Source organism: Ureibacillus thermosphaericus (assembly GCF_002370195.2).
Classification (GTDB): Bacteria; Bacillota; Bacilli; order Bacillales_A; family Planococcaceae; genus Ureibacillus; species Ureibacillus thermosphaericus.
On record NZ_AP018335.1, the window covers coordinates 471,870 to 489,134 of the forward strand.

At 41.5% G+C, this 17,265-nt stretch carries 12 protein-coding genes and 2 rRNA genes; 1 reads left to right on the forward strand and 13 read right to left on the reverse strand.

Translation table 11 applies throughout. The features are described 5' to 3' along the window. Positions 1-4: 4 nt before the first annotated feature. From UtA1_RS02265 to lysS, 3 genes are all read right to left on the reverse strand, one after another. A 23S ribosomal RNA gene (locus tag UtA1_RS02265) occupies positions 5-2,931 on the reverse strand. A gap of 303 nt (positions 2,932-3,234) precedes the next feature. Further along, a 16S ribosomal RNA gene (locus tag UtA1_RS02270) occupies positions 3,235-4,787 on the reverse strand. The 16S and 23S rRNA genes sit together here, the layout of an rRNA operon. Positions 4,788-5,393: 606 nt before the next feature. Continuing rightward, complete coding sequence (lysS, locus tag UtA1_RS02275) at positions 5,394-6,893, reverse strand: lysine--tRNA ligase (RefSeq protein WP_172597811.1); 1,500 nt, start codon at positions 6,891-6,893, stop codon at positions 5,394-5,396. A 192-nt stretch (positions 6,894-7,085) separates the two neighbouring features. Here lysS and UtA1_RS02280 point away from each other — a divergent pair, with 192 nt between their 5' ends. Next, positions 7,086-7,562, forward strand: coding sequence for a DinB family protein (locus UtA1_RS02280; RefSeq protein ID WP_096549915.1), 477 nt, complete (start codon positions 7,086-7,088; stop codon positions 7,560-7,562). A gap of 91 nt (positions 7,563-7,653) precedes the next feature. On the opposite strand, the gene dusB is transcribed toward UtA1_RS02280, so the two are convergent. The 10 genes from dusB to hpt all read right to left on the reverse strand — a co-directional run bounded on the left by dusB (position 7,654) and on the right by hpt (position 17,174). Continuing rightward, positions 7,654-8,670, reverse strand: coding sequence for a tRNA dihydrouridine synthase DusB (gene dusB / locus UtA1_RS02285; protein WP_096549916.1), 1,017 nt, complete (start codon positions 8,668-8,670; stop codon positions 7,654-7,656). 77 nt (positions 8,671-8,747) lie between these two features. Further along, positions 8,748-9,251 carry a 2-amino-4-hydroxy-6-hydroxymethyldihydropteridine diphosphokinase gene (gene folK, locus UtA1_RS02290; protein WP_016838825.1) on the reverse strand — a complete coding sequence of 168 codons (504 nt, stop codon included), beginning with the start codon at positions 9,249-9,251 and terminating at the stop codon, positions 8,748-8,750. Then, entirely contained in the window at positions 9,241-9,612 is a 372-nt protein-coding gene (folB, locus tag UtA1_RS02295; RefSeq protein WP_096549917.1) for a dihydroneopterin aldolase, read from the reverse strand. The genes folK and folB overlap by 11 nt, the downstream gene beginning before the upstream one ends. A 19-nt stretch (positions 9,613-9,631) precedes the next feature. Then, on the reverse strand, positions 9,632-10,495 hold the full coding sequence (gene folP, locus UtA1_RS02300; RefSeq protein ID WP_016838827.1) for a dihydropteroate synthase: 864 nt from the start codon (positions 10,493-10,495) through the stop codon (positions 9,632-9,634). Between the two features lie 181 nt (positions 10,496-10,676). Beyond that, positions 10,677-11,606 (reverse strand): cysteine synthase A, encoded by a 930-nt coding sequence (gene cysK / locus UtA1_RS02305; RefSeq protein ID WP_016838828.1) that lies wholly within the window; start codon positions 11,604-11,606, stop codon positions 10,677-10,679. A gap of 119 nt (positions 11,607-11,725) precedes the next feature. Next, positions 11,726-12,673 (reverse strand): peptidyl-prolyl cis-trans isomerase, encoded by a 948-nt coding sequence (locus tag UtA1_RS02310; RefSeq protein ID WP_016838829.1) that lies wholly within the window; start codon positions 12,671-12,673, stop codon positions 11,726-11,728. Beyond that, the gene (gene hslO, locus UtA1_RS02315) at positions 12,651-13,538 is read right to left on the reverse strand and encodes an Hsp33 family molecular chaperone HslO (RefSeq protein ID WP_096549918.1); all 888 of its coding nucleotides are present in this window, start codon (positions 13,536-13,538) and stop codon (positions 12,651-12,653) included. The genes UtA1_RS02310 and hslO overlap by 23 nt, the downstream gene beginning before the upstream one ends. 16 nt (positions 13,539-13,554) lie before the next feature. Beyond that, complete coding sequence (locus UtA1_RS02320; protein ID WP_096549919.1) at positions 13,555-14,322, reverse strand: type III pantothenate kinase; 768 nt, start codon at positions 14,320-14,322, stop codon at positions 13,555-13,557. Between the two features lie 126 nt (positions 14,323-14,448). Then, positions 14,449-16,497: an ATP-dependent zinc metalloprotease FtsH gene (gene ftsH / locus UtA1_RS02325; protein WP_096549920.1), complete on the reverse strand. Its 2,049-nt coding sequence runs from the start codon at positions 16,495-16,497 to the stop codon at positions 14,449-14,451. Between the two features lie 134 nt (positions 16,498-16,631). Continuing rightward, positions 16,632-17,174: a hypoxanthine phosphoribosyltransferase gene (hpt, locus tag UtA1_RS02330; protein ID WP_016838833.1), complete on the reverse strand. Its 543-nt coding sequence runs from the start codon at positions 17,172-17,174 to the stop codon at positions 16,632-16,634. Between the last annotated feature and the right edge of the window lie 91 nt (positions 17,175-17,265).

Sequence of the window (17,265 nt, forward strand, 5' to 3'; positions counted from 1 at the left end):
ATGATTGGTTAAGTCCTCGATCGATTAGTATCCGTCAGCTCCACACGTCACCGTGCTTCCACCTCGGACCTATCTACCTCATCGTCTTTGAGGGATCTTACTTGCTTATGCAATGGGAAATCTCATCTTGAGGGGGGCTTCATGCTTAGATGCTTTCAGCACTTATCCCGTCCACACATAGCTACCCAGCGGTGCCTTTGGCAAGACAACTGGTACACCAGCGGTGTGTCCATCCCGGTCCTCTCGTACTAAGGACAGCTCCTCTCAAATTTCCTACGCCCACGACGGATAGGGACCGAACTGTCTCACGACGTTCTGAACCCAGCTCGCGTACCGCTTTAATGGGCGAACAGCCCAACCCTTGGGACCGACTACAGCCCCAGGATGCGATGAGCCGACATCGAGGTGCCAAACCTCCCCGTCGATGTGGACTCTTGGGGGAGATAAGCCTGTTATCCCCGGGGTAGCTTTTATCCGTTGAGCGATGGCCCTTCCATGCGGAACCACCGGATCACTAAGCCCGTCTTTCGACCCTGCTCGACTTGTAGGTCTCGCAGTCAAGCTCCCTTATGCCTTTACACTCTGCGAATGATTTCCAACCATTCTGAGGGAACCTTTGGGCGCCTCCGTTACCTTTTAGGAGGCGACCGCCCCAGTCAAACTGTCCACCTGACACTGTCTCCCAAGCCGATCAGGCTTGCGGGTTAGAATTTCAGTACAACCAGGGTAGTATCCCAAGGGCGCCTCCAGGGAAGCTGGCGCTCCCCCTTCTACGGCTCCTACCTATCCTGTACAAGTTGCACCGAAATTCAATATCAGGTTACAGTAAAGCTCCACGGGGTCTTTCCGTCCTGTCGCGGGTAACCTGCATCTTCACAGGTACTATAATTTCACCGAGTCTCTCGTTGAGACAGTGCCCAGATCGTTACGCCTTTCGTGCGGGTCGGAACTTACCCGACAAGGAATTTCGCTACCTTAGGACCGTTATAGTTACGGCCGCCGTTTACTGGGGCTTCAATTCGGAGCTTCGCTTGCGCTAACTCCTCCTCTTAACCTTCCAGCACCGGGCAGGCGTCAGCCCCTATACTTCACCTTACGGTTTTGCAGAGACCTGTGTTTTTGCTAAACAGTCGCCTGGGCCTATTCACTGCGGCTCATCAGGGCTTGCACCCCAATGAGCACCCCTTCTCCCGAAGTTACGGGGTCATTTTGCCGAGTTCCTTAACGAGAGTTCTCTCGCTCACCTTAGGATTCTCTCCTCGACTACCTGTGTCGGTTTGCGGTACGGGCACCTCCCGCCTCGCTAGAGGCTTTTCTTGGCAGTGTGAAATCAGGAACTTCGCGCGTAACGCGCTCCCCATCACAGCTCAGCGTATTAGGAAGCGGATTTGCCTACTTCCACGCCTTGCTGCTTGGACACGCTCGACCAACGGCGTGCATTCCCTATCCTCCTGCGTCCCCCCATCACTCAAACGGCGGGGAGGTGGTACAGGAATATCAACCTGTTGTCCATCGTCTACGCCTTTCGGCCTCGACTTAGGTCCCGACTAACCCTGAGCGGACGAGCCTTCCTCAGGAAACCTTAGTCATTCGGTGGATGGGATTCTCACCCATCTTTCGCTACTCATACCGGCATTCTCACTTCTAAGCGCTCCACCAGTCCTTCCGGTCTGACTTCGACGCACTTAGAACGCTCTCCTACCACTCGTGCAACGCACGAATCCACAGCTTCGGTGAATCGTTTAGCCCCGATACATTTTCGGCGCAGCGTCACTCGACCAGTGAGCTATTACGCACTCTTTAAATGATGGCTGCTTCTAAGCCAACATCCTGGTTGTCTAAGCAACGCCACATCCTTTTCCACTTAACGATTACTTTGGGACCTTAGCTGGTGGTCTGGGCTGTTTCCCTTTTGACCACGGATCTTATCACTCGTAGTCTGACTCCCGTGTATAAATAGCTGGCATTCGGAGTTTGTCTGAATTCGGTAACCCGAGGTGGGCCCCTAGTCCAAACAGTGCTCTACCTCCAGTATTCTTCACACGAGGCTAGCCCTAAAGCTATTTCGGAGAGAACCAGCTATCTCCAAGTTCGATTGGAATTTCTCCGCTACCCACACCTCATCCCCGCACTTTTCAACGTGCGTGGGTTCGGGCCTCCAGTGAGTGTTACCTCACCTTCACCCTGGACATGGGTAGATCACCTGGTTTCGGGTCTACGACCACGTACTCAAAACGCCCTATTCAGACTCGCTTTCGCTGCGGCTCCGCATTTTCTGCTTAACCTTGCACGTAATCGTAACTCGCCGGTTCATTCTACAAAAGGCACGCCATCACCCGTTAACGGGCTCTGACTACTTGTAGGCACACGGTTTCAGGTTCTCTTTCACTCCCCTCCCGGGGTGCTTTTCACCTTTCCCTCACGGTACTGGTTCACTATCGGTCACTAGGGAGTATTTAGCCTTGGGAGATGGTCCTCCCGGATTCCGACGGAATTTCACGTGTTCCGCCGTACTCAGGATCCACTCAGGAGAGGATGGATTTTCGACTACAGGGCTTTTACCTTCTCTGGCCGTCCTTTCCAGAACGGTTCATCTAACCCATCCTTTTGTAACTCCGTATAGAGTGTCCTACAACCCCAAGAGGCAAGCCTCTTGGTTTGGGCTGTTCCCGTTTCGCTCGCCGCTACTCAGGGAATCGATTTTTCTTTCTTCTCCTCCAGGTACTTAGATGTTTCAGTTCCCTGGGTGTGCCTTCTTAACGCTATGGATTCACGTTAAGATACTGTTCCATTACGAACAGTGGGTTCCCCCATTCGGAAATCTCCGGATCAAAGCTTACTTACAGCTCCCCGAAGCATATCGGTGTTAGTCCCGTCCTTCATCGGCTCCTAGTGCCAAGGCATCCACCGTGCGCCCTTAACAACTTAACCTTTACGGTTTTCGATACGCTGCGCAATACTTCGTCAATTTCGCTCGTTCGAATCCTCATGTACGCATATAGTACACTCCGGTTCTCACTCGCTTATTTCCTTGTCTTGCTTGCGTCTCGCAACCCTTACGGCTTTAATCCACGTCGCATTTACGTCGTGTTAGCCTAGTTGTTTGCGCTTTACAGTAAATTGCTTGCTTTCAATGTCGTTTATCCAGTTTTCAAAGAACAACACTATAACTTTGAAGGTCATAAACCTTCAAAACTGAACACAAAACGCTAATGCTTCCGTAAATATCCTTAGAAAGGAGGTGATCCAGCCGCACCTTCCGATACGGCTACCTTGTTACGACTTCACCCCAATCATCTGTCCCACCTTCGGCGGCTGGCTCCCGAAAGGGTTACCTCACCGACTTCGGGTGTTACAGACTCTCGTGGTGTGACGGGCGGTGTGTACAAGGCCCGGGAACGTATTCACCGCGGCATGCTGATCCGCGATTACTAGCGATTCCGGCTTCATGCAGGCGAGTTGCAGCCTGCAATCCGAACTGAGAACGGTTTTTTCGGATTGGCTCCGTCTCGCGACTTCGCGACCGTTTGTACCGTCCATTGTAGCACGTGTGTAGCCCAGGTCATAAGGGGCATGATGATTTGACGTCATCCCCACCTTCCTCCGTATTTGTACGGCAGTCTCCTTAGAGTGCCCAACTGAATGATGGCAACTAAGGACAAGGGTTGCGCTCGTTGCGGGACTTAACCCAACATCTCACGACACGAGCTGACGACAACCATGCACCACCTGTCACCGCTGTCCCCGAAGGGAAGGCTATGTCTCCATAGCGGTCAGCGGGATGTCAAGACCTGGTAAGGTTCTTCGCGTTGCTTCGAATTAAACCACATGCTCCACCGCTTGTGCGGGCCCCCGTCAATTCCTTTGAGTTTCAGTCTTGCGACCGTACTCCCCAGGCGGAGTGCTTAATGCGTTAGCTGCAGCACTAAGGGGTGGAAACCCCCTAACACTTAGCACTCATCGTTTACGGCGTGGACTACCAGGGTATCTAATCCTGTTTGCTCCCCACGCTTTCGCGCCTCAGCGTCAGTTACAGGCCAGGAAGCCGCCTTCGCCACTGGTGTTCCTCCATATCTCTACGCATTTCACCGCTACACATGGAATTCCGCTTCCCTCTCCTGCACTCAAGTCTCCCAGTTTCCAATGACCCTCCCCGGTTAAGCCGGGGGCTTTCACATCAGACTTAAGAAACCGCCTGCGCGCGCTTTACGCCCAATAATTCCGGACAACGCTTGCCACCTACGTATTACCGCGGCTGCTGGCACGTAGTTAGCCGTGGCTTTCTAGTAAGGTACCGTCAAGGTGCAGCCAGTTACTACTGCACTTGTTCTTCCCTTACAACAGAGCTTTACGATCCGAAGACCTTCTTCGCTCACGCGGCGTTGCTCCATCAGGCTTTCGCCCATTGTGGAAGATTCCCTACTGCTGCCTCCCGTAGGAGTCTGGGCCGTGTCTCAGTCCCAGTGTGGCCGATCACCCTCTCAGGTCGGCTACGCATCGTCGCCTTGGTAGGCCGTTACCCCACCAACAAGCTAATGCGCCGCGGGCCCATCCTATAGTGATAGCAGAACCATCTTTCAACATCAAAGCATGCACTTTGATGTATTATCCGGTATTAGCACGCGTTTCCGCGAGTTATCCCAGTCTATAGGGCAGGTTACCCACGTGTTACTCACCCGTCCGCCGCTAACCTCATGAAAGCTAGGCTTTCAATTGGTTCGCTCGACTTGCATGTATTAGGCACGCCGCCAGCGTTCGTCCTGAGCCAGGATCAAACTCTCCATAAAAGAAAATTTGATTTGCTCAAAATTTAATGTCCGAATCTAGTTTGTCAACGAGGGTTAACAACTAGATAATTTATTGCATTAACGTTTTGTTGTTCAGTTTTCAAGGTTCATTCTTCTTTTTTGAAACAACTCTTTAATTATATCGTTTACCAACTCGTTTGTCAACAACTTTTTTGGATTTTTTCATTTTTTATCACTTTCGTTAAGATCTTTATTAGAATTACTTTCTCTTAGCGACAGCTTTTATATATTATCACCTTACCTAATCAAATGTCAACATATTTTTCAACATTTTTTATCTAGCGTTATAAATTATTTTACATTTAATTTTTTTATTGTTTGAAAACAATATCCCCTTATATCATTGAACTAAAAATGATATAAGGTCTCTAAATAAAATCAAATAATGTAAAACTCCCACACTATTCTGATGTAAGAAAAGAATTAGACTAATGAATCAACAATAACCACAGATTTAGGAATACAAAAAATTACGTTGAATGAAAGCGATTAAGGATTTCATCTTTCATGTCTATAAAAAGTTGGCTGTCTAGAGATTTTCTAGACAGCCATAGATTGAACTAATGATTTTCTATAACCAGCTAATTAATCTCTTGGACGCATTGTTGGGAATAATAATACGTCACGAATGGATTGAGAATTGGTTAATAACATAACTAATCGGTCAATACCGATACCTAATCCACCTGTAGGAGGCATTCCATATTCTAAAGCTTCGATGAAATCTTCATCCATATCATGTGCTTCGTCATTTCCTGCTTCTTTTTCAGCTAGTTGCGCTTCAAAACGTTCGCGTTGATCGATTGGATCGTTCAATTCTGTAAACGCATTTGCATGTTCACGACGAACGATAAATAATTCAAAACGGTCTGTGAAGCGTTCATCTTCTGGATTTTTCTTTGCTAATGGCGAAATTTCAACAGGATGTCCGTAAACGAATGTTGGTTGTACTAATGTTTCCTCTACTTTTTGCTCGAAGAACTCGTTAATGATGTGTCCCACTTCATGCATTTCTTGAATTTCCACACCATGTTCTTTCGCTAAACTTCTCGCTTCTTCTAATGTCATAGGTTGCCAGAAGTCTACCCCGGTTACTTCCTTAATTGCATCAACCATATGCACTCGTTTCCATCCTGGTGAAAGGTCTATTTCTTCTTCACCGTATTGGATTTTCGTTGTACCAAGCACCTCTTGTGCTACATGAGAAATTAAATTTTCTGTCAATTCCATAATATCTCGGTAATCTAAATATGCACCGTATAGCTCTAATAATGTAAATTCTGGATTGTGACGTGTTGAAATACCTTCATTTCGGAACACTCGTCCTATTTCATATACTTTTTCGAGTCCGCCAACAATTAAACGTTTTAAATGCAATTCTAATGCAATACGTAAATATAGATCCATATCTAATGCGTTATGATGCGTAATGAATGGTCGAGCAGCTGCCCCTCCAGCAACAGTGTGTAAAATTGGCGTCTCTACTTCCAAATAACCTTGTCCATCTAAATAGTTTCGAATAGAACGAATAATTTTTGAACGAGTAATAAACGTCTCTTTGCTATCAGCATTCGTCATCAAGTCTAAGTAGCGTTGACGATAACGTTGTTCAACATCTTGCAATCCATGGAATTTTTCAGGCATTGGGCGCAGTGATTTCGTTAGGAAAGTAAATTCGTTTGCTTTTACGGAAAGCTCCCCTGCATTTGTTCTGAAAACAACTCCGCGGATGCCCACGATATCCCCTAAATCTGCATGTTTAAATAAATCGTATGCTTCATCGCCTACTCGGTCTTGACGAACATAAATTTGAATCTGGCCAGCCAAATCTTGAATGTGGGCAAAACCAGCTTTCCCTTTTCCACGTTTTGTCATAATACGACCTGCGATGACTACTTCATCATTTTTTTCTTCTAGTTCTTCTTTCGTAAATACATCAAATTGTTTGAAAACATCTGAAGACAAGTGTGTGCGCTCGAAACGTTGGCCAAATGGATCGATACCTTTTTCACGAATATCACTTAACTTTTGGCGTCTCACCAAAAGTTGATCATTTAATTCTTCAATATTTGACACGTCTTTCACTCCTCATAATTTTAAAACGTTCTGTTCATAGTCCACAATGTATCTATTGTACACAATTTCTATCTTCTCTTCATCATTTTTGAAAGATTTTTTTAGTTCCCTTATATTTTTGATTAGGGTAATTTTTCTACTTTTGTATATAATGTTCTTATATTCAGATAAAAGATTCAACTTTTTGAGAGAGGTGTTTCCATGTATCGTAAAATAGACGATTTTATAAAAGATTGGCAACACAATAGTGCGGGTACTATAGCAATTATGGAATCCATTACGGAAGATAAAAAGCATGTTGCTATTGTTGAAGGTCATAATTCTCTTGAATTTTTAAGCTGGCACTTAACAAATGCCCCTTTATTCTTTTGCGGATTAATAGGGCAATCACTAAATGTCCAAATCAATCCTTCTACACCGCCAACTACAATGAAAGAAATCATTGACGAATATAAAAAAGTAAACGAAGAAGTTGTAAATGCGGTTAAGAAACTAGATGATAGTTCATTAGAAAAAGAAGTGGATATGATTGGACAACCTACTGCGATTGGAGCAGTACTACGCATGCTTATTGATCATCAAACTCATCACAGAGCACAGATGCAAGTATTATTAAGACAAGCTGGCCTACCTGTACCGGGTGTCATGGGACCAACAAAGGAACAATCAAACGCATAATCTTACCAATTCAGGATAAGCCGCCTCAGTTGTTGAGACGGCTTTTTATATTGCTTAATTAATCCTTCACAATAATCGTAACCATTAGTTTTCACACAACATGCATCTCTCGTTCTTGTTGCTCTCCACTTTGTTCAACCACGTTATTTAAAATTGCACGCAGTTCTTCGGCTGTTTCAACTTGATTAATCGCATTACGGATAATGCCATTGCCACGAATCCCTTTTAAATACCAAGCTGCATGTTTACGCATTTCACGTACGGCAACAAATTCACCTTTTAATTTTATCAAACGATCAAAGTGTAATAAACAAACGTTTATTTTTTCCTGAACAGATGGCTCTGGTTTTAACTCACCTGTTTCGAGGTACTGTACGGTTTGATAGATCATCCATGGATTTCCTAACGCAGCTCGACCAATCATCACCGCGTCTACACCCGTCTCATCCAACATTCGTTTTGCATCTTGTGGAGTTTCTACATCGCCATTACCGATTACAGGAATGTTTACATTTTCCTTCACTTGGCGAATGATTTCCCAATTTGCTTTCCCTTCGTACATTTGAACCCTTGTACGACCATGAACGGCTACAGCACTGCCGCCAGCTCTTTCAATCGCTTGGGCATTTTCAACAGCAAAAATGTGTTCATCATCCCAACCAATCCGCATTTTTACCGTCACCGGTTTCTCCACCGAATCAACAACTGCCGCTACCATTTCATACACTTTATCCGAATTCAGTAACCACTTCGCTCCTGCTTCACATTTAATAATTTTATTTACAGGGCATCCCATATTGATGTCAATAATATCCGCGTTCGTATGTTGATCTACAAATTTGGCCGCTTCAACGAGGGTTTCTTTTTCACCCCCAAAGATTTGCAAGGCGATTGGTTTTTCCCTTTCATCTATATAAAGCATATCTAACGTTTTTTTATTGCGTAAAATAAGTCCTTTATCACTGATCATTTCAGCATAAACAAGACCCGCACCGAATTCTTTAACCGTTAGCCGGAAAGCAACGTTACTCACTCCTGCCATTGGAGCTAGTACTACACGGTTTGCCATCACGATATCTCCTATTTGGAACGGCTTTTTCTCTTCCATGGCCTATACCTCCTTTCCATAAAAGTGTTTTTATATCCGTCACTACTTCATAGTGTCGAGTGTCGTAATACGTATTGTTACAAAGAAAAATAATCCTTCCACTTTTTAATGCCCTCTTTTTCAAGGTTGATATTCTTTAATGCTGCCTCCGCTTGAATCAACTTTTCCGAGTATGGCTTAGATGCAATATCTAACAGCGGAACCAATACGAAAGCTCTTTCAAACATTCGAGGATGTGGAATGATTAAATTCTCTGACTCAATATTGTCGTTATTAAATAATAAAATGTCAAGGTCAATAATTCTTGGCCCCCAGCGGATATTGCGAACCCGACCGAGATCATTTTCAATTAATTGACAGGTCTGTAACAATTCAATAGGTGAAAGTATTGTTTGTGCATAAATCGCAATGTTTAAAAAAGAGGGCTGATCAACATACCCCACTGGAGCCGTTTCGTAAATTGGGGATATTTTTTTTATCCATATCCCCTCCTTACTTTGAAGCAAATCAATGGCAGATTTTAAATTGTTTTCCCGATCTCCCAAGTTTGTACCTAAAGATAAATAAACATCATTCACCATAATGACCCCTTACTATTTCAACAGCTACTTCTTTATAATGGCCTGGAATAGGTGGATCTGGTTTAATTAGTTCCACTTTGCATCCAAACACTTGTCCTTCATATTTTTGTAAGATTGATGAAGCAATGGTTTCTGCAGCTGCTTCAATTAATTGGAAGGGCTCTCCTTCCATGATTGATTTGCATAATTCATACACTTCTACATAATTCACTGTATATTGCAGGTCGTCTGTTTCCCCTGCCTTTTTCGTATTGACCGCAAGAGTTACTGTAACTCGAAAACGCTGCCCTAACATTGTTTCTTCAGGTAATACACCGTGATATCCATAAAATTGCATATCTCGCAAATGTATATAGTCCATAATAGACCTCCTATCGAAATTAGTGTCTCTCAGGAAGTTCATTTTTTACTTCAAATTTCCCCATTAATGCATCAATCATTTTCACGGTTCTTGCTATTTCTTTTACATCATGCACTCGAACAATATGACAACCTTTCATGACACCATATGCACATGTCGCCGCAGTACCTTCTACTCTTTCATGTAATGGAACATCTAAAATAGTGCCAATCATTCGTTTTCTCGAAGTCCCCAACAAAACGGGGTATCCCAATTCTGCAAGTTCATCTAATCGTTGCATCGTTTCAATACTTTGCTGCAAGTTTTTCACAAACCCTATTCCCGGATCAAGTATGATATGCTCGTCTGGAACACCAGCTGCTTTCACAATATCAATACTTTCTTTTAAATCATTTAAAAAATCTTCGAAGTAATTTTTGTAATTCGTGTTCTCTCGATTATGCATTAGAATGATAGGTGCATTATATTCAAAAGCCACTTTGGCCATTTCCGGATCTGCCTTCGCGCCCCAAATATCATTAATGATATGGGCACCAGCTTCCAATGCCGCACGAGCAACCGCTGATTTGTAAGTATCAATTGATATAATGGCAGGTACTTCTTCTCTCAAAGCTTTAATCACTGGCACGACACGAGCAATCTCTTCTTCATCAGGAATACGAGTATAACCAGGTCGTGTCGATTCTCCACCCACATCAATAATCTTCGCACCTTCCTGAACCATCTGTTTCGCATGTGCAATTGCGGCATCGATTGAATTATACTTTCCCCCGTCAGAAAAAGAATCGGGTGTTACATTTAAAATCCCCATCACAAAAGTTTCTTTTGTATAATCGAGCTCTATATTATTAATTGTTAACGGTTTACTGTATTTCGATAACATCTTCGTACACTCCTTTATCAATAAGAGGACTACTCATTCGCCTTCATTACATTCTAAACAAGTATATCATTTTCAAAGTCAAAGCACTCAATACTTTTAAATCTAAAATTCGGTGTAATCATATAACATGTTTTTCGTCAAACAAAATCGGCATCATCCAAAAGGATAATGCCGTTTCTTATTAGTCTTCGAAATTGTATAAAGCTGTTGATAAATAGCGTTCACCATTAGATGGAACAATCGCTAATACGTTAGAACCTTTGCCTAAACGTTTTGCAGTTTGAATTGCAGCGTGAATAGCAGCACCTGATGAAATACCGCATAAAATACCTTCTTCACGACCTACTTTACGAGCTGTTTCGAATGCTGTTTCATTATCAACTTGGAATACAGAATCGTAAATTTCTGTATTTAACACTTTTGGTACGAAACCTGCTCCAATACCCTGAATTTTATGGGAACCTGGATTTCCGCCAGATAAAACCGGAGAGTCTTTCGGTTCAACTGCAATAATTTCAATGTTTGGATATTTTTCTTTTAATACAGCACCTGCACCTGTGATTGTACCACCTGTACCTACCCCAGCAACAAATGCGTCTAATTGCACACCTTCAAATGCTTCCACTATTTCCGGACCTGTTGTTAAGCGGTGGATTTCTGCATTTGCAGGGTTTTCAAATTGTTGTGGCATGAAATAACCATTTTCTTCTGCAAGTGCTGTTGCTTTAGCAATTGCACCTTTCATTCCTTCAGGACCAGGTGTTAATACTAATTCAGCACCATATGCACGAAGTAATTTACGGCGTTCAATACTCATAGTTTCAGGCATTACTAAAATAGCGCGATAACCTTTTGCTGCTGCAATCATCGCAAGTCCAATTCCAGTGTTTCCTGAAGTTGGTTCAATAATTGTGCCACCTGGTTTTAGTCGTCCATCTCTTTCTGCCGCTTCAATCATCGCTAAAGCAATACGATCTTTAACAGAGCTTCCTGGATTAAAATATTCTAATTTTACCCAAACAGTTCCTTCATCTTCAGTTGTAGCATGGTTTAACTTCACGATTGGTGTGCGACCAACTAATTCTGTAATAGAATTATATAATTTACTCATCACGGTTCCCCTTTCATAATACCGACTATTTTTATAGGTTTTTCTTGTTTTAATATTAACCCTACTAATCGTTTGTTGTCAATGAAAATGAGAGTGAAAATTTGTAAAATTTTTAATCATTATTCACCATAGAACCATGTCACATCAAATTCTTTCCAAAACATTTCCGGGGTAATGGATGATGACAGTTGCTCCATCGCTAACCCCCTTTTAATATGATCTTTTACCTCTCCATAAGGGAAAGATCTTCCTTCCATTTTTTCATGTAATTGAACAATTCCATATCGGCCGTCTCTTAATAAAACAGGCTTGCTAATTTCATTTTTATTTAGTTTTTGAAGCGCTTTCAGTATAGCTGGATCTACATTGGATTGATTCGTAATATAGCCAATATCTCCCCCGAGACTTGCCGAAACTTGTTCAACAGAACGTTCCCGAGCTAATACCGAAAAATCAGAACCTTCATTCAGTTCTTTTAAAACACTTTCTGCTTCATCTTTCGTATTCACAACAATTAATTTTGCTCGGTACGTCGTTGGAATATTATATAACGATTCATTTTCTTCATAATAAGATTCAAGCTCTTTTTCATCAATAATAATATCTTTTGTTAATACTTTCTCTAAAATCAGCTGGGACTTAATTTGCTCTTTAAGTTCCTTCTCTCCTAATTGTTGCAACGTTGAATCCATTTCGCTGGAAGAAACCATAAGGGATAGCTCTAAATCAATTTCATCCTCAGTCACGTCAATGCTATATTCTTTCGCAGCCTTTTCCATTACTTTTTGATTCACCATGCGCTGCAATGTATCTTTTCCATAATAACGTTCCATTTCAGCCATCCATTGCAGGCGAGTAATATTTTCACCATCAACGCTAGCGACGATAGTTTCATCGTCGCCAACTTCTTCATCTCCACCTAATGCAAATAACCAAAGAACAAACCAAAAAATATTCCCAACAAATAAAATCGCAAGTAATGTGAGTACAGGTTTTGTTTTTAATCGGCGTTTTGATAGTGGCGTATGTTGAGTCGTAGGTTGGTTAATTTTTTGCCTCGATCTCACGGATAAAACCTTCTAGCTCCTCTTGGCTATAATGATATTTTTCTAAACAGAAGTGGCACTCCGCTTCTGCTCCTCCATCTTCATCAATCATTTCTTGAATTTCTTGTACACCTAGTGATTTAATAGCCGCTCCAAAACGCTCTTTTGAACATCCACAGTTAAATTGAACAGGCATAGTTTCTAACACTTTTACATTTCCTTCTCCTAATACTGCATCTAATATTTGTTCAGGGGTATAGCCTTTTTCAATCATTTTCGAAATCGGTTCAACGGATTTTAAGTGGTTTTCAATTGTTTCAATTGTTTCATCATCGCATCCTGGTAATAATTGAATAATAAAACCTCCAGCTGCAAGTACGGAATTATCCGTGTTCACCAGTACACCTAATCCTACTGATGAAGGAACTTGTTCTGATACTGCATAATAATAAGTAAAGTCTTCAGCAATTTCACCTGAAACGATTGGAGTTTGACCTGTAAACATTTCTCTCAAACCTAAGTCTTTTACAATCGTAATGTTTCCATTCGTTCCAACTGCACGACGTACATCTAGTTTTCCAACTTCATTTAACGGGAAATGAGTTTGTGGATTCGTGACATATCCCCTTACTTCTCCTTTTCCGTTTGCATCTATCAATATAATACCGATTGGACCTCCACCTTCGATTTTGATTGTAATCTTATCATCGGCATTCATCATTGATCCCATCATAGCTCCAGCAGTCAATGCGCGACCTAGGGCAGCAGTAGCGGTAGGCCATGTATTATGTCTTTTTTGTGCTTCCCCAACAGTATTCGTTGAACGCACCGCATATGCACGAACTTTTCCATCAAATCCTAAAGCTTTTACTAAATAATCTTCCATAACAAATTTCCTCTCTTTAATGATTTCTTTTGTAAATGATATATAAACCTTTTAAAGTTAAAAACTTGTCTACTACATCAATGAGTTTTGTCTCATTTGAAAAAAATTCTGCAAGACCTCCTGTTGCAATAACTAAAGGTTCAATCTTACTTTGCTCTTTCATGCGGCTTACAATTCCCTCAACCATGCCTATAAAGCCATAAAAAACTCCCGATTGAATGGAGGTGATTGTATTTTTTCCGATAATGTCAAACGGCTTTGTAATTTCTACTCGTGGCAATTTGGATGCCTTTGTAAATAGTGCATCCAAAGCAATCCTTACGCCAGGAGTTATGGCCCCTCCCATATAATGCCCTTTCTCATTTATGTAACTAAAAGTAATAGCCGTCCCAAAGTCTACTACAATAAGCGGCCTTGTGCCATATTCATGTACGGCAGCAACTGCATTGACAATTCGGTCTGTACCCACTTCCCGCGGATTATCACAAGCTATGTTTAATCCTGTTTTGATGCCAGGCCCTACGACAAGGGGGGTAATGTGAAAATAATTTCGGCACATTTCTTCTAATACATACATAATAGGAGGGACAACGGAAGAAATAATAATGCCACGAATATCGCTAAAGGCGATTCCAGCATAGTTAAAAAAGGCATATAAATGCATTGCATATTCATCGGAAGTTTTATTTTTCTCCGTCTCCATTTTCCAATGATGAATCAATTGCTCATCTTGATAAACTCCTGCAGAAATTTTTGAGTTTCCTACGTCAATGACTAATATCACTAAAACCACTTCCATTTTCGTTTGATGAAATCATACCATATTGCATGTAGTTACCTCAAAAAGATTAACCTGTAACGAAAAAAGTAGCATCAGAAAATTTCTGACACTACTTTTATCAAGTATTCATTATTCCTTTTTGCCTTCATTCAAACTATCCGTAGAATTTTCTTTAGGTAAATCATCTGTTGTCGGAGCTTTTTCTTCACCAGCTGCCTCTTGATGAATTTGAGCAGAGCCAGATTTTTCTACAGTAACTTCTTTAGGCTCTTCACTCTCTTTGTTCTCGTCGTCAGCTTGCTTCGGCTCTACTGTTGTGATTTTGATTGTCTCAGCTTCTTCTTCTGTTTTTTCTGGAAGGCATCCGTAATCACGTAAGTGTTCGATTTGCTCAGCATTTAATGTTTCATGCTCCAATAAAGCTTGAGCGATTAAATCTAGCAAATCACGCTTCTCTGTCAATATGCGTTTCGCTCGTTCATATTGCTCATTCACAATTTTTTGCATTTCTTTATCGATTTCAAAAGCGATGGCTTCAGAGTAATTTTGGTCTGTATTAAAATCTCGACCTAAAAATACATTTCCACCTTGTGATGATCCAAATTGAAGTTGGCCAAGCTTTTCGCTCATACCAAACTCTGTAACCATTCGGCGAGCAATATTCGTTACTTTTTGGAAGTCGTTATGAGCACCAGTGGATACTTCTCCTAATACAATTTCCTCTGCCGCACGACCACCAAGCAAACCAGTAATGCGATCCAGCAATTCTTCTTTCGTTTGGAAGAAACGTTCTTCTTTCGGAAGCATGATAGCATAACCGCCCGCTTGGCCTCGCGGAACAATGGTTACTTTATGAACTTTTTCAGCAGAATCAAGCGTTAAACCGATGACAACGTGACCTGCTTCGTGATATGCAACGAGTTTTTTCTCTTTTGGTGTATAAGTACGGCTCGTTTTCGCTGGACCGGCAATCACTCGGTCACTTGCTTCGTCGATATCATCCATATAAATTTTTCGTTTCCCTTTACGTGTAGCAACTAAGGCTGCTTCGTTTAATAAGTTTTCTAAATCTGCACCAGCAAAACCTGGAGTTCTTTGGGCAACAGCTTTTAAATCTACTTCTTCCGCCAATCGTTTATTGCGTGCATGAACTTTCAGAATCGCTTCTCGACCTTTTACATCTGGGTATCCCACAGTAATTTGTCGGTCAAAGCGACCAGGACGTAATAAAGCTTTATCTAAAATATCTGGTCGGTTTGTAGCAGCGATAATGATAATTCCTTCATTTACACCAAAACCGTCCATTTCAACTAGCAATTGGTTCAATGTTTGTTCACGCTCATCGTGACCTCCACCAAGACCCGCACCACGTTGTCGTCCAACCGCATCAATCTCATCAATAAAGATGATACATGGCGCGTTTTTCTTCGCATTTTCAAATAAGTCACGAACGCGGGACGCACCGACACCGACAAACATTTCTACGAAGTCGGAACCGGAAATAGAGAAGAAAGGAACACCAGCTTCTCCAGCAACAGCCCTAGCAAGCAATGTTTTACCAGTACCTGGAGGACCTACTAATAAAATACCTTTCGGAATACGTGCCCCCATTTCTGTAAACTTGCGATGGTCTTTTAAGAATTCCACTACTTCTACCAATTCGGCCTTCTCTTCATCTGCCCCTGCAACGTCATCAAAGCGAACTTTTTTCTTTTCAGAATCATAAAGTTTCGCTTTACTTTTACCGAAGTTCATCACTTTATTGCCTCCGCCTTGAGTTTGACTCAAGAGGAAGAAGAATAAAATGATAATGATAATGAATGGAATGATTCCCGTGAAGAATTGAACCCATGCGCTCGATTCAGGGGCTGGTATAAAACTTATTTTCGAATTTTTAATTGCATTGTCTATCTTCTCCATCAGCGCCGGGTTGTTTTGAGGAAGGTTTACAGTGAAAGTTTGTTCTTCATTTCCTGTTAACTCACCTTCACCAACTAGAACACCCGCATCTGGCTGAATATTTAACGATTTTATTTTCCCTGTCTCTAAAGCATTAATAAACTCATCATACGTTAATTCCTTTGAAGGCGTTGCACCTCCATTAAAGGTACCGAAAATACCTATCACCACAAGAAAAATTAACAAATAAAGTATGGTGTATCGAAATATTCGATTCATCCCCAGCCTCCTCACAACTTAACACAAAAACTATAAGTAAAATCTTAACATACCATTATTTCATCATACAATGAAAAGCACTGATAATGTAGCCTTTTTACATTTTTGTCGTTATTTATACAAAAATACTTACATTAAAAGGAATAAACTTCACTTTTTAATATACCAATATATGGTAGGTTTCGGTATTTTTCTGCATAGTCTAAACCATAACCTACGACAAATCCATCTGGAACTTCAAAACCAACAATATCAGCTTTTAAGTCCACTTTACGGCCAGACGGTTTATCTAATAATGTAACAATTTTAATGGAATTTGCTTTTCGATATTTAAATAAGTCTACTAAATAACTTAGTGTTAAGCCGCTATCTATGATATCTTCGATGATAATGACATCCCGACCTTCTACACTCGTATTTAAATCTTTTAATATTTTTACCTCTCCTGAAGAAACGGTTGCATTTCCATAGCTTGAAACATCCATAAAGTCTATTTCAATATATGATTCAAAACGTTTTATTAAATCTGCCATAAAAGGTACTGCACCTTTTAATACGCCGATTGCTAATGGAAACTTATCTTTATATTCTTCCGTTAACTGGGCGCCAATTTCTGCGATTCTTTCTTGAATTTGTTCTTCAGTAATTAGTATTTTTTCGATATCCTTTTCGATCATAATGTAATGTTCCTCCTAAACAGCGTTGAAAAATTATTTGTTAAATAATTATTTAATTGATGGCAAAATTCTCTTTACATGAATTATAGCC

Excerpts from the sequence above, each read along its gene's own strand:
- folK (WP_016838825.1), bottom strand. The coding sequence starts at position 9,251 with ATGGTGAATGATGTTTATTTATCTTTAGGTACAAACTTGGGAGATCGG.
- folB (WP_096549917.1), bottom strand. The coding sequence starts at position 9,612 with ATGGACTATATACATTTGCGAGATATGCAATTTTATGGATATCACGGT.
- hslO (WP_096549918.1), bottom strand. The coding sequence starts at position 13,538 with ATGGAAGATTATTTAGTAAAAGCTTTAGGATTTGATGGAAAAGTTCGT.
- cysK (WP_016838828.1), bottom strand. The coding sequence starts at position 11,606 with ATGAGTAAATTATATAATTCTATTACAGAATTAGTTGGTCGCACACCA.
- ftsH (WP_096549920.1), bottom strand. The coding sequence starts at position 16,497 with ATGAATCGAATATTTCGATACACCATACTTTATTTGTTAATTTTTCTT.
- dusB (WP_096549916.1), bottom strand. The coding sequence starts at position 8,670 with ATGGAAGAGAAAAAGCCGTTCCAAATAGGAGATATCGTGATGGCAAAC.
- UtA1_RS02280 (WP_096549915.1), top strand. The coding sequence starts at position 7,086 with ATGTATCGTAAAATAGACGATTTTATAAAAGATTGGCAACACAATAGT.
- folP (WP_016838827.1), bottom strand. The coding sequence starts at position 10,495 with ATGTTATCGAAATACAGTAAACCGTTAACAATTAATAATATAGAGCTC.
- hpt (WP_016838833.1), bottom strand. The coding sequence starts at position 17,174 with ATGATCGAAAAGGATATCGAAAAAATACTAATTACTGAAGAACAAATT.